The sequence below is a fragment of the Escherichia albertii NBRC 107761 = DSM 17582 genome, assembly GCF_000759775.1.
Taxonomy (GTDB): Bacteria; Pseudomonadota; Gammaproteobacteria; order Enterobacterales; family Enterobacteriaceae; genus Escherichia; species Escherichia albertii.
The window spans coordinates 16,033-35,505 of the sequence record NZ_BBMY01000036.1 but is presented as its reverse complement, the minus strand read 5'-3'; the positions used below and the strand labels follow the sequence as shown (position 1 = coordinate 35,505).

Below are 19,473 nucleotides of genomic sequence, written 5' to 3'. Positions count from 1 at the left end.
CACCGGAAATCAAGTGCACTTTGTTTTAACTGCTCATCCATTTGTTTGTTCCTTTCACGTAACGTTCACAAAAAAGTGTGTGGGCAACTGCCTCTGTCCACAACGTGGCGCACATTATTACCCTGCCGGAGTCGCCAGACTTTGAGCAAGTCCAAACTCTCACCATTAACACAATGTTTTGGTAATAATCTTATAACACTGATGTTACCTGCTTAATCCAGCAATACCATGCCTGTCTGCTATGCTTTTTTGATGCGTGTGCCTGAATTTCTCAGAAGTGTGAATTAACGCACTCATCTAACACTTTACTTTTCAAGGAGTATTTCCTATGAATGAGTTAGACGGCATCAAACAGTTCACCACTGTTGTGGCAGACAGCGGTGATATTGAGTCCATTCGCCATTACCATCCTCAGGATGCCACCACCAACCCCTCGCTCTTACTCAAGGCAGCCGGATTATCACAATATGAGCATTTAATAGACGATGCTATCGCCTGGGGTAAAAAAAATGGTCAAACTCAGGAGCAACAAGTCGTTGCGGCCAGTGACAAACTGGCAGTCAATTTCGGTAGCGAAATTCTGAAAATAGTCCCCGGTCGCGTCTCAACAGAGGTTGACGCCCGCCTCTCTTTTGATAAAGAAAAAAGCATCGAAAAAGCGCGCCATCTGGTGGAGCTCTACCAGCAGCAGGGCATTGAAAGATCGCGAATTCTGATAAAACTGGCCTCAACATGGGAAGGAATTCGCGCAGCGGAAGAGCTGGAAAAAGAAGGCATAAACTGCAACCTGACGCTGCTGTTTTCCTTTGCTCAGGCTCGTGCTTGTGCCGAAGCAGGCGTTTTTCTGATTTCACCGTTTGTCGGGCGTATTTATGACTGGTATCAGGCTCATAAGCCGCTGGATCCGTATGTAGTGGAAGAAGATCCGGGCGTTAAATCGGTGCGTAATATCTACGACTACTATAAACAGCACCGCTACGAAACCATTGTGATGGGTGCGAGCTTCCGCCATACCGAGCAAATCCTTGCCTTAACCGGCTGCGATCGTCTGACCATTGCGCCGAACTTGCTGAAAGAGTTGCAGGAAAAAACCTCGCCGGTAGTGCGTAAATTAATCCCGCCTTCTCAGACGTTCCCGCGCCCAGCTCCCATGAGCGAAGCGGAATTCCGTTGGCAGCACAATCAGGATGCGATGGCAGTCGAAAAACTGTCTGAGGGTATCCGCCTGTTCGCTGTCGACCAGCGCAAACTGGAAGATCTTCTTGCCGCCAAACTGTAAACCAGCCATGGAGTGTTATATGTCCCGAAAAGACCTTGCTAATGCGATTCGCGCGCTCAGTATGGATGCGGTACAAAAAGCCAATTCTGGTCACCCCGGCGCACCGATGGGGATGGCCGATATTGCCGAAGTGCTGTGGAACGATTTTCTTAAACATAATCCCACCGACCCTGGCTGGTATGACCGCGACCGCTTTGTTCTCTCTAACGGCCACGCCTCAATGCTGCTCTACAGTTTGCTGCATCTCACCGGCTATGATTTGCCGCTGGAAGAGTTGAAAAATTTCCGTCAACTGCATTCAAAAACCCCAGGCCACCCGGAGATTGGCTATACGCCGGGCGTTGAAACCACCACTGGTCCGTTGGGGCAAGGTCTGGCAAATGCCGTTGGACTGGCGATAGCGGAACGCACGCTGGCGGCGCAGTTTAACCAACCGGACCATGAGATTGTCGATCACTTCACTTATGTGTTTATGGGCGACGGCTGTCTGATGGAAGGTATCTCCCATGAAGCCTGCTCACTGGCGGGAACGCTGGAACTCGGCAAACTGATTGGCTTTTACGATCACAACGGTATTTCGATTGATGGTGAAACCAAAGGCTGGTTTACCGACGATACCGCAAAACGGTTTGAAGCCTACCACTGGCATGTTGTTCACGACATCGACGGTCACGATCCGCAGGCAGTGAAAGAAGCGATTCTTAAAGCGCAAAGCGTGAAAGATAAGCCGTCACTGATTATCTGTCGTACGATCATTGGCTTTGGCTCGCCGAATAAAGCAGGTAAAGAAGAAGCGCATGGTGCACCGTTGGGTGAAGAAGAAGTTGTGCTGGCACGGCAAAAACTGGGCTGGCATCATCCGCCGTTTGAAATCCCGAAAGAAATTTATCGCGCCTGGGACGCCCGTGAAAAAGGCGAAAAAGCCCAGCAGCGCTGGAATGAGAGATTTGCCGCTTATAAAAAGGCCCATCCGCAACTGGCAGAGGAATTTTCCCGCCGGATGAGCGGTGGTTTACCGAAGGACTGGGAGAAAACGACGCAGAAATATATCAATGAATTACAGGCGAATCCGGCGAAAATTGCGACCCGTAAAGCGTCGCAAAACACGCTTAACGTTTATGGACCAGTATTGCCGGAATTACTCGGCGGTTCAGCGGATCTGGCTCCCAGTAATTTAACCATCTGGAAAGGTTCTGTGTCACTGAAGGAAGATCCGGCAGGGAACTACATTCACTACGGGGTGCGTGAATTTGGCATGACCGCTATTGCTAACGGTATCGCACTCCACGGTGGATTTGTGCCATATACCGCGACGTTCCTGATGTTTGTTGAATATGCCCGTAACGCCGCGCGAATGGCGGCGCTAATGAAAGCGCGGCAGATTATGGTTTATACCCACGACTCAATTGGTCTGGGCGAAGATGGCCCGACCCACCAGGCAGTAGAGCAACTGGCAAGTCTGCGCCTGACACCGAATTTCAGTACCTGGCGACCGTGCGATCAGGTCGAAGCGGCGGTGGGCTGGAAACTGGCGGTCGAGCGCCGCAACGGGCCGACGGCGTTGATCCTCTCAAGGCAAAATCTGGCGCAAGTGGAACGTACTCCGAGCCAGGTAAAAGAAATTGCCCGCGGTGGTTATGTGTTGAAGGACAGTGGCGGTAAGCCGGATATTATTCTGATTGCTACCGGTTCAGAAATGGAAATCACTCTGCAAGCGGCGGAGAAACTGGTGGGCGAAGGACATAATGTGCGCGTGGTTTCTCTGCCCTCGACCGATATTTTCGACGCCCAGGATGAAGAGTATCGCGAGTCGGTGTTGCCTTCTAACGTTACGGCTCGAGTGGCGGTGGAAGCGGGTATTGCCGATTACTGGTACAAATATGTTGGTCTGAAAGGGGCGATTGTTGGGATGACCGGCTACGGGGAATCTGCTCCGGCAGATAAGCTGTTCCCGTATTTTGGCTTTACCGTCGAGAATATTGTGGCAAAAGCGCGTAAGGTGCTGGGGATTAAAGGTGCCTGATGCGACGCTGACGCGTCCTATCAGGCCTACCAGTTTGAGCCAAATCACAGGGCGGATAAGGCGTTTACGCCGCATCCGCCATTAAAACACAGCGTATATTCATTGCGCAGGTAGTGCGGTTCAACCGGAGTGAGCCAATAGCGAAGAGCGAAATAGCATCTTTCAGTCCATTAAATGCGATGCTTGCAAATAATTAAGTAATAATACCGTCTTACCATCGCGTATCTCGCCGGTTTTAATCATCTCCAGCGCCTGGCTGAACGGCAGCTCAAGCACTTCAATATCTTCATCTTCTACGCCGCCTCCGGCGCTGGCGCGCTGGCTGTCATTGTATTCAGCAATAAAAAAATGAATTAACTCGGTTACACCGCCAGGCGACATATACAGTTCAAATAATTTCCGTACTTCGCCAACTTCATACCCTGTCTCTTCAATCGCTTCTTTGCGAATACACACTTCCGGTTCATCGTTATCCAGCAACCCTGCACAGGTTTCAATCAGTTGCCCGCTTTCATTGCCATTAACCCAGGTTGCGACGCGGAACTGGCGAATCAACACGACCGTCTTTTTCTTCGCGTTATACAGGAGGATCGTCGCCCCATTGCCGCGATCGTAAACTTCGCGCTTATGACGGATGACGCCCCCCTCTTTGCGCGTGAGCTCATAGGTAATATTGTGCAGAGTGAAATAGTTATCGGAGAGAATTTTATCTTTGATGAGGGTAATTTGTTGCGTCATACCGACTCCACAGCGCGAAATGAACAATTATCTTACGCCGTGAAGTCGGGTTTGTCTGCGTACAGAATTAGTGAGGCTTGATTGATTTTACGCCCAGCCAGTCAATAATCCCCTGCGCCGCATGACGCCCTTCCGCCATCGCGGTTACCACTAAATCCGCGCCACGGACGGCGTCGCCGCCAGCGAAGATTTTCGGGTTAGTAGTCTGATAACGGTATCGACTTTCTACATCTGCAGAAATCCGCCCCCAGCTATCCACTCTGACGCCATGCGACTCCAGCCACGGCATACTGTGTGGGTGGAAACCAAACGCCATAATTACCACGTCAGCTGGCATCACAAATTCACTGCCCTCAACAGGAACAGGGCGCCGGCGCCCCTGAGCGTCCGGTTTGCCAAGACGAGTACGTAAGAAACGTACACCGCAGACATGGCCTTGCTCATTCAATTCAAGCGCCACCGGCTGGACGTTAAACTCAAAGTTGGCCCCTTCTTCACGCGCATTTTTCACCTCTTTTTTCGAGCCCGGCATGTTGGCTTCATCACGCCGATAGGCGCAGGTGACATTGCTCGCACCATGACGCAGGGCGGTACGGACACAGTCCATTGCAGTATCGCCGCCGCCCAACACCACTACATTCAGCCCGGCGGTATTGATAAACGGTTCTTCCGGCAACGCTTCAAGCCCCATTACCTGTTTCGTGTTAGCAATGAGGAACGGCAATGCGTCATAAACGCCCGGCGCATCTTCATTCGGTAAATCCGCCTTCATGGAACGGTAAGTTCCCACACCAAGGAATACCGCATCGTATTCTTCAATCAAAGCATCCAGCGACAGATCCTTGCCAATTTCGCAATTAAGCCTGAAGTGAATTCCCATATCGCTGAAGATTTCACGACGACGCGCCAGCAGTGATTTATCCAGTTTGAATGAAGGAATGCCAAAAGTGAGCAGGCCGCCAATTTCTGGATGGCGATCGAACACCGTCACCTCAACGCCATTACGCGTCAGCACGTCGGCACAGGCCAACCCTGCCGGCCCCGCGCCGATAACCGCCACACGTTTATCGACTTTAGTGACATGGCTTAAATCGGGACGCCAGCCTTTCGCCAGCGCTTGATCCGAAATGTAGCGCTCAATGTTGCCAATCGTCACCGCGCCGTACTCATCACGAAGGGTACAGGCGCCTTCACACAAACGGTCTTGCGGACAAACGCGACCGGTGATTTCCGGCAGCGTATTGGTCTGGTGAGAAAGCTCAACGGCAGCGTCGATATTTCCTGCTTTCACTAACTCAATCCACTGCGGAATATGGTTATGCAATGGGCAGGTCCATTCACAAATACTGTGATCGCCGCACTTCAGGCAACGTGAGGCCTCCCGCTCCGCCTGCTCAGCACGGAACGGCAGATAAATTTCATCAAAACCAGTTTTGCGCGCGCCAATCGCCAGTTTATCCGGCTCTCCACGTTCAGGCGTCGCCTGCATTTGTTCCACTTTGCTCATTGCGGGCATTTCCTGTGTCGATGAACAGGAATGCCACGGCTGATGCTCCTGACGCGCGGTGCGCAGGCGACGGGATTTCGCCATGCCGGAGAGCGCGGTGTCAGTAACCAGTTGCAGCGCATCCGCTGGACAGTTTTCGACACAGGCCGGACCATTTTCTCGCCCTGCACACAGATCGCATTTATGCGCCGTCGCTTTGACTTTACCGGGCGCGACGGGCGTCAGTACGATTTGCATAGTGCCAAACGGGCAAGCTACGACACAGGATTTACAACCGATACATTTTTGTTGGTTAACCTGAATGCTGTCATCAACATGGCTGATGGCGCCATTGGGACAACTACGGGCACAGGGCGCATCTTCGCAATGGTGGCAGGTCACCGCACTGCGCTGTTGCTGATGTTTAATAACCGTAATTCGGGGATGAAAATGGTGCTTGCTCAGCACATGTTGCTCATCATTGTGAGCCATCACACAGGCTATTTCACAAGCATGACACCCCAGACATTGCTGACTGTTGGCCATAATAAAACGATTCATAACGACCTTCTTTTTTGGTTGTAAAAACCTTATTCTTTATATGAGTGTTGTTATTACCCGACTTAGACGGGAATCGGCAACGTTCATTTGCCCAGAACACTAAACTATTTCGCTATAAACTGTGGCAGATCAAATAATCTTATCGCTTATCAAATTGCGTTTTAGCGATCTGAAACATTGATTATTTTATGTGGAGAAGACGCGTGTGATTGTCAAACGCCCTGTCTCGGCCAGCCTGGCCCGGGCCTTTTTTTATATTGTGCTGCTGTCGATTCTTTCCACTGGAATTGCCCTGCTGACTCTGGCAAGTAGTTTGCGCGACGCAGAGGCTATCAATATTGCCGGCTCGCTACGTATGCAGAGTTATCGTCTGGGTTACGATCTGCAACGCGGCAGTCCGCAACTCAATGCCCATCGCCAGTTGTTTCAGCAGGCGCTGCTCTCGCCAGTCTTAACCAATCTCAATACGTGGTATGTACCAGAGGCGGTAAAAACCCGCTATGCGCATCTGCATGCCAACTGGCAAGAGATGAATAACCGATTGATGAAGGGTGATTTGCCGTGGTATCAGGACAATATTAACAATTATGTCAACCAGATAGACCTGTTTGTGCTGGCTTTACAGCACTATGCAGAGCGCAAAATGTTGCTGGTCGTGGCGATTTCACTGGCTGGCGGTATCGGTATTTTTACGCTGGTCTTTTTTACTCTTCGCCGCATACGCCATCAAGTGGTCGCACCGCTGAATCAACTGGTCACCGCCAGCCAGCGTATTGAACACGGTCAGTTTAACTCACCGCCGCTGGATACCAGCCTGCCGAATGAACTGGGGACGTTGGCAAAAACCTTTAACCAGATGTCGAGTGAATTACATAAATTGTATCGTTCGCTGGAAGCATCGGTGGAAGAGAAAACGCGCGATCTACACGAAGCCAAACGTCGTCTGGAAGTGTTGTATCAATGTTCTCAGGCACTGAATACCAGCCAGATTGACGTCCACTGCTTCCGCCATATTCTGCAGATAGTTCGCGACAACGAAGCCGCTGACTATCTGGAGCTTAACGTCGGTGATAACTGGCGAATTAGTGAAGGGAAGCAAAATCCTGCTCTGCCGATGCAGATTTTACCCGTCACCATGCAAGAGACCGTGTATGGCGAACTGCACTGGCAAAGCAGTAACGAATCTACCTCTGAACCACTGCTTAACAGCGTTTCGTCAATGCTGGGTCGCGGTTTGTACTTTAATCAGGCACAGAAGCATTTCCAGCAGTTATTGTTAATGGAAGAACGCGCAACGATCGCCCGCGAACTGCATGACTCGCTGGCGCAGGTGCTTTCTTATTTGCGTATCCAGTTAACGTTGCTGAAACGTTCGATACCGCAAGATAACGCAACCGCACAAAGTATCATGGCTGATTTTTCTCAAGCGTTGAACGATGCGTACCGGCAGCTACGTGAACTTTTAACGACTTTCCGCCTGACGCTCCAGCAGGCCGATCTACCCTCTGCGCTGCATGAAATGCTGGATACGTTACAAAATCAAACCAGCGCAAAACTCACTCTCGACTGCCGTCTCCCTACCCTGGCGCTGGATGCGCAGATGCAGGTGCATTTGTTGCAAATTATTCGCGAAGCGGTGCTGAATGCCATGAAGCACGCCAACGCCAGTGAAATTGCCGTCAGTTGCGTCACCGCGCCGGACGGAAACCATACGGTTTATATTCGTGATAACGGTATCGGTATTGGCGAACCGACCGAACCCGAAGGTCACTACGGTTTGAACATTATGCGCGAGCGCGCGGAACGGCTCGGCGGAACGTTGACTTTTTCACAACCTTCCGGCGGCGGTACGTTAGTGAGCATTAGCTTTCGATCCGCGGAGGGTGAGGAAAGTCAACTGATGTAGCCAACTGATCCCAAAAGACTGGCACTTAAGGTTCAGTATAAAAGGGCATGATAATTTACATTATCTTCTTTTTTTCTCCACGATTAGTTCGTACCTTGCCGCTACAGTGAAGCAAGGCATGCCCATAACGATACGCAGAAACACGAGGTCCTTTTTTAATGGCGAATTTTTTTATTGATCGCCCCATTTTTGCCTGGGTGCTGGCAATCCTGTTGTGTTTGACAGGGACCCTGGCCATTTTTTCATTACCCGTTGAACAGTACCCGGACCTCGCGCCTCCCAACGTGCAAGTAACCGCTAACTATCCTGGCGCATCAGCCCAGACGCTGGAAAATACCGTCACTCAGGTTATCGAGCAAAATATGACCGGCCTCGATAACCTGATGTATATGTCGTCGCAAAGCAGCGGTACCGGTCAGGCGACGGTTACCTTAAGTTTTAAAGCAGGGACCGACCCGGACGAAGCGGTACAGCAGGTACAGAACCAGTTGCAGTCAGCCATGCGTAAGCTGCCGCAGGCGGTACAAAATCAGGGGGTGACGGTACGTAAAACCGGAGATACCAACATCCTGACCATCGCATTCGTCTCTACCGATGGTTCGATGGATAAACAAGACATTGCCGATTACGTTGCCAGTAATATTCAGGACCCGTTAAGCCGCGTCAACGGCGTCGGCGATATCGATGCCTACGGCTCACAGTATTCAATGCGTATCTGGCTGGACCCGGCAAAACTCAACAGCTTCCAGATGACAGCCAAAGATGTCACCGACGCCATTGAGTCGCAGAACGCACAGATTGCTGTCGGGCAGCTCGGTGGTACGCCGTCTGTTGATAAACAGGCACTGAACGCCACCATTAACGCCCAGTCGCTATTGCAAACACCTGAACAGTTTCGCGATATCACTCTGCGGGTGAACCAGGATGGTTCGGAAGTGAAACTGGGAGATGTCGCCACCGTCGAAATGGGGGCGGAAAAATACGATTACCTCAGCCGTTTTAACGGTAAGCCAGCCTCCGGGCTGGGCGTAAAACTGGCTTCCGGCGCGAACGAGATGGCCACAGCAGAACTGGTGATCAACCGTCTTGACGAACTATCGCAGTATTTCCCACACGGGCTGGAGTACAAGGTAGCCTATGAAACGACCTCGTTTGTTAAAGCCTCCATTGAAGATGTGGTGAAAACCCTGTTAGAAGCGATCGCGCTGGTTTTCCTCGTGATGTATCTGTTCCTGCAAAACTTCCGCGCAACGCTGATTCCCACTATCGCCGTGCCGGTGGTGTTGATGGGAACCTTTTCCGTGCTTTACGCCTTTGGTTATAGCGTCAACACATTAACCATGTTCGCGATGGTACTGGCAATCGGCCTGTTGGTAGATGACGCCATCGTGGTGGTGGAAAACGTTGAACGTATTATGAGTGAGGAAGGGCTCACTCCTCGCGAAGCGACGCGCAAATCGATGGGGCAGATCCAGGGCGCACTGGTCGGAATTGCGATGGTGCTTTCAGCCGTATTTGTGCCAATGGCTTTCTTCGGCGGCACCACCGGGGCTATCTATCGTCAGTTCTCCATCACCATCGTTGCGGCGATGGTGCTATCGGTACTGGTGGCGATGATCCTCACCCCGGCATTGTGCGCCACGCTACTTAAGCCACTGAAAAAAGGTGAACATCACGGACAGAAAGGCTTTTTTGCCTGGTTTAACCAGATGTTCAAGCGTAACGCCGAACGCTATGAAAAAGGAGTGGCGAAAATTCTCCGCCGCAGCCTGCGCTGGATCATGATTTATGTCCTGTTGCTTGGCGGCATGGTGTTCCTGTTCCTGCGTCTGCCGACGTCATTCCTGCCGCTGGAAGATCGTGGCATGTTCACGACCTCGGTGCAGTTACCCAGCGGCTCTACTCAACAGCAAACCCTGAAAGTTGTCGAGCAAGTAGAGAAGTATTTCTTCACTCACGAGAAAGATAACATTATGTCGGTGTTTGCAACGGTAGGTTCCGGGCCTGGGGGGAACGGGCAAAACGTGGCCCGCATGTTTGTTCGCCTGAAAGACTGGAGTGAGCGCGACAGTAAAACCGGCACCTCGTTCGCCATTATCGAACGGGCAACAAAAGAATTTAATAAAATCAAAGAGGCTCGCGTTATCGCCAGTAGCCCGCCAGCAATCAGCGGCCTCGGCAGTTCTGCGGGATTCGATATGGAATTACAGGACCACGCGGGTGCGGGTCACGATGCGCTAATGGCAGCACGTAATCAGTTGCTGGCACTGGCAGCGGAAAACCCGGATTTAACCCGCGTGCGCCATAACGGTCTGGATGATAGCCCGCAGTTGCAGATTGATATCGATCAGCGTAAAGCCCAGACGCTGGGCGTCGCCATTGACGATATCAACGACACATTGCAAACCGCGTGGGGTTCAAGCTATGTGAACGACTTTATGGATCGCGGTCGCGTGAAGAAAGTGTATGTACAGGCTGCCGCGCCGTACCGCATGTTGCCGGATGACATCAATCTCTGGTATGTGCGTAACAAAGACGGCGGCATGGTGCCCTTCTCTGCTTTCGCGACCTCACACTGGGAAACAGGGTCACCGCGCCTGGAACGCTATAACGGCTATTCGGCAGTAGAGATTGTGGGTGAAGCCGCGCCGGGCGTTAGTACGGGTACGGCGATGGATATTATGGAATCGTTAGTGAAGCAGCTACCTGGCGGCTTTGGTCTGGAATGGACGGCGATGTCGTACCAGGAACGGCTCTCCGGCGCACAGGCTCCGGCACTGTATGCAATTTCATTGCTGGTGGTGTTCCTGTGTCTGGCGGCCCTGTATGAGAGCTGGTCCGTACCGTTCTCGGTAATGCTGGTAGTACCTCTGGGAATTATCGGCGCCTTGCTGGCGACCTGGATGCGTGGGCTGGAAAACGACGTTTACTTCCAGGTTGGCCTGTTAACAGTCATTGGCTTGTCGGCGAAAAATGCCATCCTGATTGTCGAGTTTGCCAACGAGATGAATCAAAAAGGCCACGATCTGTTTGAAGCAACTCTCCATGCCTGTCGTCAGCGTTTACGCCCAATTCTGATGACTTCACTGGCATTTATTTTTGGCGTGCTGCCAATGGCGATTAGCAGCGGCGCCGGCTCCGGTGGTCAGCATGCGGTAGGTACTGGCGTAATGGGGGGAATGATCTCCGCTACCATTCTGGCGATTTATTTTGTACCGCTGTTCTTTGTGCTGGTACGCCGCCGCTTCCCGCTAAAACCACGCCCGGAATAAGCAAATAAAAAAGGCGACATGCCAACGTGTCGCCTTTTTCAACTTTCTGATAAAGAACCTGTGCATCAGGTTCTTTTTTGGTTTCGTCCTGAAACTTACTTACGAAGCATAACTTCGATAAAGTCTTTCCAGTTCCCCAGTTCACGTTCAATCATAACAACCTCTCTTATAATTATGGGTATTCTACGGAAACAATATACCGCGGTGAAGCTAATTTACTCGATTGCTGTGATTGCTACCTCCAGGGGGACAAATCCTATGTGAATACTATGGTCCTGTGACAGCGATTTTTATGTGATACACAGCAATATTTCGACATATTCATACAGATTCTACTACTGGTTTAATTTTGGTTGAAATACAGCCAGATACCAGACAGAAAATTCTTAATCGTTGCGTTAACAATGCTCAATGTTATTTAATAGTTGTTAATCGAAATACTTCAGGAATGTTATATTTTCTGGTAATCATTCACATACAATATATATTACTCGTTAAGTGAGTATTTATTCTTAATAATCGCAAAAGGATTCACTATGGTTACCCTTTACGGCATCAAAAATTGTGACACCATTAAAAAAGCCCGCCGTTGGCTGGAAACCAATAACATCGACTATCGCTTTCATGATTACCGTGCCGATGGCCTGAACAACGAATTGTTAAGCGCCTTTATCAATGAATTAGGCTGGGAGGCATTGCTCAACACCCGAGGCACAACCTGGCGTAAACTGGACGAAAACACCCGCAATAAAATTACCGATGCAGCTTCTGCTGCGGCATTAATGACTGAAATGCCTGCAATTATCAAACGCCCATTGCTCTGGGCGTCAGGGAAGCCTATGCTGCTGGGTTTCAGTGAATCCAGTTATCAGCAATTTTTCCATGAGGTGTAGTCTATGTCGTGCCCGGTTATTGAGCTGACCCAGCAGCTTATTCGCTGTCCATCCTTAAGCCCTGATGATGCGGGATGTCAGGCAATCATGATAGAACGTCTGCGAGCGCTCGGTTTTACCATTGAACGCATGGACTTTGCCGATACACAGAATTTTTGGGCGTGGCGTGGACAAGGAGAAACGTTAGCCTTTGCCGGGCATACCGACGTGGTGCCGCCTGGCGATACTGACCGCTGGATTAATCCTCCGTTTGAACCAGCAATTCGCGACGGCATGTTATTCGGGCGCGGCGCAGCAGATATGAAAGGCTCACTGGCGGCGATGGTCGTGGCGGCAGAGCGCTTTGTCGCACAGCATCCCAACCATAAAGGCCGGCTAGCGTTTCTGATCACCTCAGATGAAGAAGCCAGCGCTCACAACGGCACGGTAAAAGTGGTCGAAGCGTTAATGGCGCGCAACGAGCGACTGGATTATTGCCTGGTCGGCGAACCGTCGAGTATCGAAGTGGTCGGCGATGTCGTGAAAAATGGTCGTCGCGGCTCATTAACCTGCAACCTCACCATTCATGGTGTCCAGGGCCATGTGGCCTACCCGCACCTAGCTGATAATCCGGTACATCGCGCAGCGCCTTTCCTTAATGAATTAGTGGCTATTGAATGGGATAAGGGCAATGAATTTTTCCCAGCGACCAGTATGCAGATTGCCAATATTCAGGCAGGGACCGGCAGTAACAACGTTATTCCCGGTGAACTGTTCGTACAGTTTAACTTCCGCTTTAGTACCGAGCTGACCGACGAGATGATTAAAACACAGGTGCTTGCCCTGCTTGAAAAACATCAACTGCGTTATACGGTGGATTGGTGGCTTTCCGGGCAGCCATTTTTGACCGCGCGCGGTAAACTGGTTGATGCGGTCGTCAACGCGGTTGAGCACTATAATGAAATTAAACCGCAACTCCTGACCACGGGCGGAACGTCCGACGGACGCTTTATTACCCGTATGGGGGCGCAGGTAGTGGAGCTTGGACCAGTCAATGCCACTATTCATAAAATTAATGAATGTGTGAACGCTGCCGACCTGCAATTACTTGCCCGTATGTATCAACGTATCATGGAACAGCTCGTCGCCTGATGAGCTGTTCTGTAATAAGAGGAAATAAGCATGGACTGGCTGACTAAATATTGGTGGATTCTGGTGATTGTCTTTTTGGTGGGCGTCCTGCTGAACGTGATTAAAGATCTCAAGCGCGTCGACCATAAAAAATTTCTCGCCAACAAGCCGGAGCTTCCCCCGCATCGTGATTTTAACGATAAGTGGGACGATGACGACGACTGGCCGAAGAAGGATCAACCGAAGAAGTAAGCTGAGGAGCCGGATAATTGTGTCCAATATCTGGCGCTCAATCGTGGGCCGGATAAGGCGTTAACGCCGCATCCGGCAATAGCGAACGAACAATGCCTGATGCGACGCTCACGCGTCTTATCAGGCCTACGCGCCAGGGCATCTGTCTTTTACATCATTTCAATCACATCATCACCCGGCTTACCGCCGCTTAATGCTTCATCGAAATAATGTTTTGGGATGGTATAACGCAAGTGATCAAGGGCAAACTGCATACTACGATTGTCGATCGCATGGCCCAAATCTTCCACAATATCCAGCGTCACATCACCACCCGCACTGATTAAAGCCTCCTGCGCCGCAACGGCATGCGCCAGCTCAATAACCGGATCGTCACCGCCGTGAATCAGGTGGATTGTCGTGGCGGTAGAAGCCGTTTCCGGCAGACTGGCATAGCGACCATTAAAGGCGATGACGCGTGAGGCTAACCCTGGTTCGGCTTTAATGCTCTCCAGCGCCATGATTGCCCCTTGCGAGAAACCAATCAGCGCCGTGGCGTTTGCCCCTACTCCGCTCTGTTTCTGCCAGTAGCGCACTGTCTCAATAAACGTCGGCATGATGGCATCCACGCGCGCCTGGCGATTTTCTTCCGTTATGCCCTGCACCGAAAACCACTGACGTCCCGCCGGATTACCACTCGGCTCCGCGCCACCGACGCTCACCACCAGCGCATCCGGGAACAGTGGCGCAAACCAACTGCCAATTTCGCCCATTGCTACCGGGTTATCCCCGACACCATGGAAAAGCAGTAACAACTGTTGCGCAGGTTTATCCGGGCTTTGAACAACAAAATGGTCATGTTTCATGGCGAACTCCTTAACTGATATCACCAATTTTACGCCGCTGACTCACAATGACCATGGGAGAAAATTGAAGGAGTCAGTGAAAAAATTGCCATTGCGTTATGCGATCGCGCAGGCGCTCTGTGCGAACATCATCAAGTGCGAACAGCGCCTGCGCTGCCTCTTCACGTTGGCGAACCAGCAATGCCTTACGGCCTGATAGTTTAAGTGTGATACCTAACTGCGCATCGCTGACATTTCTCAGCAAGCGTCCACGCAACGCTGGTAATGCCAAATCGCTGGTTTGCAGTAAACGCGTTAAACAGCCTAAAGAGGTTAACAGCGGACGATGAGCGAAAGCAAAACCAGCCAACTCAAGCCAGTCATCGTCAGAAAGCACGGTATCATTTAGCGGCTCAACTGGAATGGTTTCGCCATTCCACTGCGTAAGAGTTCGCACATCACGGCGTAAACGATAATGCTCGCGTTCTGCCAACAATTTACCCGATTTGCTAATCGGTAATAGCGCCATTGCCGTATAACAGCCACTGCTGGCTTCGCGATGATTGCCCATCCGCACCAGCACAAAACCGCATCGTTGCCAGAAACGCCATAATTCCTCGGTGTAGCCAAAGCTCACTGAAAGATAGTCGAGGTCATGGGTCTCTTTCAGAGTGCAGGCAATAAGCTGTTGTCCTGTGCCTTCCCGTTGACGCGCCGGATGAACAGCTATTCGGCTAACACGCCGTCCGCGCAATATCGCCGCCAATGGATTGCTACCGTGCGCCGCCAGCGACTGGGCCACAAGATTACCCCGCGGGCGACGAAAACCTGCCCATATCGCCTGACTGAGCTCTTCAGATAATCCGCCTTCATCCACCAGCCACAGCGCCCCGACTATTTCGTTTTCGCAAGCAGCTTGTAAAAAATGTTGCCCTGGCGCATCCATCATCCGGCGTAAATCCAGCGGCGACGTTCGGTAGTGCGCGCCTGACAGTAACTGATAAACCTTTAACGGCGTTTCTGGTTCGCGTTGCCATAACGTCTGTTCAAATGCAGAAATGGTGATCTTGCCTTGTGGCGAATGAGTGACGTTTTCGTCGTCAAAAACCAGAGCCTCACTAACCATTTTTTCCAGCGGACATCCCTGCGCCCAGCGAATCGGCTGTTGTAATTCAAAACGTTGCAAATGAGGAAAACGCGCACAAAACTTCAGCAAAAAGCCACGTCCGGTGCCTTCATAGCCCTGCACCGTAGTGGTTAACAACGTACGAGGGAAACGCGATACCAATTGATGCAACAACGGTGCAGGAATGGCTGCGGCTTCGTCGACCACCAGCCAGTCGGCTTGCTTATCACTGGCTAACAAGGCATCCGGCGCAATAAAGCAAAACTTATCGCCCGCAAACTGTGCCAGCACATCCGTTGCCGCCTTTGCAGGCGCTGTCACTATTGCATTGCCAGCAATACGTGAAATAAGTTGCCCGGCCAACGCCGACTTTCCCCGTCCACGCGCCGCAGTCACCGCCGCCACGCCCGGCGGCATGGTCAGAAGCTGCTGTAAAATATGTTGTTGCTCCGGCTGTGGTACGCCAGTAGCGGGATGCCAGTCAGTACGGGGCGCAAAGTTCGTCAACACCAGCGGCTGGTTTTGACGCCAGAAAATAATCTCGTTATCTGCCGCAAGTATGCATTTGAAATGTTGGACAAAATGTGGAGTAGCAATGGGATTATGGCAATCGCTCCAGCGTAGCGAATCTGCATCGGGATGGTTTTCCCACTCGTCCCATACAGGAAGCAACAAAACCAGCCAGCTTCCGGCTTTCAGCGTCCCGCTAAGCGCCGCAAAAGCAGCAGCATCAAAGCCTTGCCTGGCATCGAATACCGCATGAAGGAACTCCCGTCCGAGCAACGTTTGCAACGCGGATGGCGTACAGTGATTTTCAGTAGCTGGCTGTGGCGAAACCCACAGCCAGTCACCCGGTAAAGCGTCACGCAATTTAAGCGTATGTTCACAGCACCAATTCTCTTCCCCACTCAACGTTAACAAGCGGCGAATCCCTTCGCGTTTCATTTGCGCCGTCAATGTGTGTAGCGCTGTCAGTTCAGCCATCCCTGCCCCAAAAATTAAATGCTTTTACCGAAAGTGTTGCATTGTGCCGGATCGCCGCTGTCGAAACCACGTTTAAACCAGCTATAACGTTGTTGAGAGGTACCATGAGTGAAACTATCCGGTACTACCCGCCCCTGACTTTGCTGTTGTAAGCGGTCATCGCCAATAGCCTGCGCCGCATTCAGCGCCTCTTCCAGATCGCCTGTTTCCAGAACGCCTTGTTGTTGCATGCTATGCCCCCAGACGCCAGCAAAGCAGTCAGCCTGAAGCTCCATTCGCACAGATAAGCGGTTCGCCTCCACCTGAGTGGCATTTTGTTGTAACTGGCGGACTTTCGGTTCAATACCTAACAGTTTCTGTACGTGATGACCGACTTCATGGGCGATAACGTACCCCTGGGCAAAATCGCCATCCGCACCCAATTTATTTTTCATGTCATCATAGAAGGAAAGATCGATATAGACCGTACCATCCGCCGGGCAATAGAACGGTCCCATAATGGACTGCCCGGCCCCGCAACCGGTTCGCGTCATCCCTCGATACATCACCAGTTTCGGTTGCCGATAAGTCCTCCCCATCTTCTCGAATTGTTGTCCCCAGGTGTCTTCCGTGGTCGCCAGAATCACCGAGGTAAATTTTGCCGCTTCGTCTTCGTTAGGGCTGATCGAGTGTGTCGATTGTTGCAGGGAGATCGGCTGTCCGGTCAACAGCCCGGTTAAATCAACACCATAGTAGCCTGCAACCAGCACGACTATCAGTAAAATCAGCCCACCCTTACCTGTCGGCAAGCGAAAACCAGGACCGCCCATTGACGGGCCTCCAGAACTGTTTCGCCTGTCTTCAACATTGTCACTTTCACGTCGCCCTTGCCAGCGCATAAATACCTCAACAATATATTCATTATAGTGATGATCGTAGGTGGTTAAGAGGAAGATTACCACAGGAAAACAAGAGGAAATGGCGGAGGAATGAGCGTTCAATTCACATCTTACAAGAGCGGTTGTCTTGCCGTGCCAGCAACACGGCAAGATGATGAACAGAAAAATCAGTCCAGCTGAACCCCCAGGCGGCGGGCGACGGCTTCATAAGCTTCGATCAAACCACCGAGGCTCTGGCGGAAACGGTCTTTATCCATTTTCTCCAGCGTTTCTTTGTCCCACAGGCGGCTGCCGTCCGGGGAGAACTCATCGCCCAGCACCACTTCACCTTTGTACAGACCAAACTCCAGCTTGAAGTCGACCAGAATCAAACCGGCATCGTCGAACAGCTTTTTCAGCACGTCATTCGCTTTGTAGGTCAACTCTTTCATTCGCGCCAGATTCTCTTTGCTTACCCAACCAAAGGTTTCACAGTAAGATTCGTTAACCATCGGATCGTGCATCGCATCGTTTTTCAGGAACAGATCGAACAACGGTGGATTCAGTTCAATACCTTCTTCGATTCCAAGACGTTTCACCAGAGAGCCAGCGGCACGGTTACGCACGACACATTCAACCGGCACCATATCCAGTTTTTTCACCAGACATTCGGTATCAGAGAGCAGGCGCTCCATCTGAGTCGGGATACCCGCTTCCGCCAGTTTGCTCATGATGAAGTAGTTGAACTTATTGTTCACCATACCTTTGCGATCAAACTGCTCAATGCGCGCGCCATCCCCTGCTGACGTATCATTGCGGAATTCGAGCACCAACAGGTCCGGGTTTTCCGTGCTGTATACGGTTTTCGCTTTACCACGATACAACTCAGCTTGCTTTTGCATCTTTATCACTCCTGGGTGTGAATTAACGTTTTAAAATCTTTTGCTGTCTGGTGTGTTGCTCGTTTTGTCGGATGCGGCGTGAACGCCTTCTCCGATCTACATCTGGCAAACAAATTTCATGCGAATTAACGCTAAAATCGTGTTTTTCCACTGACGCACACGTTTGCGTATCATATCAGAAAAAAGGGCCGGATGACTCCAGCCCTGTATTTTTACTTGCTAAACGCTGCCTGGAAGACCGCGACCAGCGCGTCGTTCTGGCTTTGGGTCAGTGTATGACCTTTCGGATCAATAAACTGTAAGCTACTGCGGTTATCTAAATCGCCGACCTGCAGTTTATAGTCTCCTGACGCCAGTCCTGGATCGCGTGCGCCCAGTTCCTGCCAGTCACTGTCAGACAGAGGCTTATAAGTCACGGCCATGCTGCCCTGTGAGCGGGTACTGTCGGTCACTTTCATGCCCACTTTTTCCAGTGCTGCTGGCAGGCGTTGCCATACCACATTGAACGGCCCGCGCACGACCAGCATCGGTAAACCGGTGTCGTCTGCGGCACTTTGCACATCCATGGTGGTGGAGGCTCGGTTTTGCGCCGCATTGGCCGCATCAGTAGCAGATTTATCCAGGCCGGCAGAAATGACGTTCATCATCTCGGTGCTGTAACGCTGCATGGAAGCTGCGTCTGCAACCGGTTTGCCTGCTTGTTCCAGATTAAGCAGTTTCACCGTTACCGCTTGCTGATAACCCTGCGGTTTAACAGAGATTTGATAACGACCGCGATACTGCTCGTCTTCATCCAGACGATTCCATTGCACCCAATCGGTAGTCAGCGTCTGACCAGCGTCATCGCGTTGAGTAATGGTGTAGTTCTTCGCCTGCAGCACATTAACAACCTGCGGCCACAGAGTATTGCCACGACCATTTTCAACCAGCAGCGAAACGGTATCGCCAGCGAACTGAGTACGCGCGCCGGAAACCAGCGCCAGCGGCTGAGCAGGCGGACGAATATCCAGTGCTTTACCAACAGCACCGCTACCGTTAGTCACCGGGATTGCATAATCACCGGAGGTCACCGGCAAAATCATTCCTGCCGGGGCATGAAGCTCCGCAAGCGGTGTCGCTTCCAGGTAGGATTCATCGCCACTCACCTGACGCTTATAACGTGAGTCCGAACTACAGGCGGCGAGTAAAAGAACAAGCGAAACACCCGCAACCTTCGCCAGGCGCGACTTTTGTACAGAGTAAGCCATCAAATCTCCCTAA

The 19,473-nt window shown here is 51.4% G+C and carries 15 protein-coding genes; 7 read left to right on the top strand and 8 right to left on the bottom strand.

Annotated features, from left to right (window positions below):
• Positions 1-328: 328 nt before the first annotated feature.
• Together tal and tkt are read left to right on the top strand one after the other, a co-directional pair.
• The gene (gene tal / locus EA14781_RS08815; protein WP_001003731.1) at positions 329-1,279 is read left to right on the top strand and encodes a transaldolase; all 951 of its coding nucleotides are present in this window, start codon (positions 329-331) and stop codon (positions 1,277-1,279) included.
• A 19-nt stretch (positions 1,280-1,298) separates the two neighbouring features.
• A complete protein-coding gene (tkt, locus tag EA14781_RS08810) occupies positions 1,299-3,302 on the top strand; it encodes a transketolase (protein WP_000087250.1) in 2,004 nt (667 codons plus the stop codon).
• A gap of 162 nt (positions 3,303-3,464) precedes the next feature.
• Here tkt and nudK read toward each other — a convergent pair whose 3' ends face one another.
• Both nudK and aegA read right to left on the bottom strand, forming a co-directional pair.
• Complete coding sequence (nudK, locus tag EA14781_RS08805) at positions 3,465-4,040, bottom strand: GDP-mannose pyrophosphatase NudK (protein ID WP_002461601.1); 576 nt, start codon at positions 4,038-4,040, stop codon at positions 3,465-3,467.
• Positions 4,041-4,107: 67 nt separating this feature from the next.
• Positions 4,108-6,087, bottom strand: coding sequence for a formate-dependent uric acid utilization protein AegA (gene aegA / locus EA14781_RS08800; protein ID WP_002461599.1), 1,980 nt, complete (start codon positions 6,085-6,087; stop codon positions 4,108-4,110).
• A gap of 205 nt (positions 6,088-6,292) precedes the next feature.
• On the opposite strand from aegA, the gene narQ reads away from it, so the two are divergent.
• Together narQ and acrD are read left to right on the top strand one after the other, a co-directional pair.
• Positions 6,293-7,993 (top strand): nitrate/nitrite two-component system sensor histidine kinase NarQ, encoded by a 1,701-nt coding sequence (gene narQ / locus EA14781_RS08795; protein WP_002461597.1) that lies wholly within the window; start codon positions 6,293-6,295, stop codon positions 7,991-7,993.
• A gap of 158 nt (positions 7,994-8,151) precedes the next feature.
• Positions 8,152-11,265 (top strand): multidrug efflux RND transporter permease AcrD, encoded by a 3,114-nt coding sequence (acrD, locus tag EA14781_RS08790; RefSeq protein WP_001263091.1) that lies wholly within the window; start codon positions 8,152-8,154, stop codon positions 11,263-11,265.
• 95 nt (positions 11,266-11,360) lie between these two features.
• Here acrD and ypfM read toward each other — a convergent pair whose 3' ends face one another.
• Positions 11,361-11,420: a protein YpfM gene (gene ypfM, locus EA14781_RS24230; RefSeq protein WP_001386977.1), complete on the bottom strand. Its 60-nt coding sequence runs from the start codon at positions 11,418-11,420 to the stop codon at positions 11,361-11,363.
• A gap of 381 nt (positions 11,421-11,801) precedes the next feature.
• On the opposite strand from ypfM, the gene EA14781_RS08780 reads away from it, so the two are divergent.
• The 3 genes from EA14781_RS08780 to EA14781_RS08770 are packed head-to-tail and all read left to right on the top strand — an operon-like array spanning position 11,802 to position 13,520.
• Entirely contained in the window at positions 11,802-12,158 is a 357-nt protein-coding gene (locus EA14781_RS08780; protein WP_000258259.1) for an ArsC family reductase, read from the top strand.
• A gap of 3 nt (positions 12,159-12,161) precedes the next feature.
• Entirely contained in the window at positions 12,162-13,289 is a 1,128-nt protein-coding gene (dapE, locus tag EA14781_RS08775) for a succinyl-diaminopimelate desuccinylase (protein WP_001277778.1), read from the top strand.
• Positions 13,290-13,319: 30 nt separating this feature from the next.
• Positions 13,320-13,520: a YpfN family protein gene (locus tag EA14781_RS08770; RefSeq protein ID WP_000383992.1), complete on the top strand. Its 201-nt coding sequence runs from the start codon at positions 13,320-13,322 to the stop codon at positions 13,518-13,520.
• Between the two features lie 149 nt (positions 13,521-13,669).
• On the opposite strand, the gene ypfH is transcribed toward EA14781_RS08770, so the two are convergent.
• From ypfH to bamC, 5 genes are all read right to left on the bottom strand, one after another.
• On the bottom strand, positions 13,670-14,365 hold the full coding sequence (gene ypfH / locus EA14781_RS08765; RefSeq protein WP_000679836.1) for an esterase: 696 nt from the start codon (positions 14,363-14,365) through the stop codon (positions 13,670-13,672).
• A 73-nt stretch (positions 14,366-14,438) separates the two neighbouring features.
• Positions 14,439-16,454: a tRNA cytosine(34) acetyltransferase TmcA gene (gene tmcA, locus EA14781_RS08760; RefSeq protein ID WP_000829304.1), complete on the bottom strand. Its 2,016-nt coding sequence runs from the start codon at positions 16,452-16,454 to the stop codon at positions 14,439-14,441.
• Positions 16,455-16,468: 14 nt separating this feature from the next.
• Positions 16,469-17,332 (bottom strand): KPN_02809 family neutral zinc metallopeptidase, encoded by an 864-nt coding sequence (gene ypfJ, locus EA14781_RS08755; RefSeq protein ID WP_001267516.1) that lies wholly within the window; start codon positions 17,330-17,332, stop codon positions 16,469-16,471.
• Positions 17,333-17,499: 167 nt separating this feature from the next.
• Positions 17,500-18,213, bottom strand: a complete 714-nt coding sequence (gene purC, locus EA14781_RS08750) for a phosphoribosylaminoimidazolesuccinocarboxamide synthase (RefSeq protein ID WP_001295467.1) — start codon at positions 18,211-18,213, stop codon at positions 17,500-17,502.
• Between the two features lie 212 nt (positions 18,214-18,425).
• Entirely contained in the window at positions 18,426-19,460 is a 1,035-nt protein-coding gene (gene bamC / locus EA14781_RS08740) for an outer membrane protein assembly factor BamC (RefSeq protein ID WP_002461589.1), read from the bottom strand.
• Positions 19,461-19,473 lie beyond the last annotated feature (13 nt).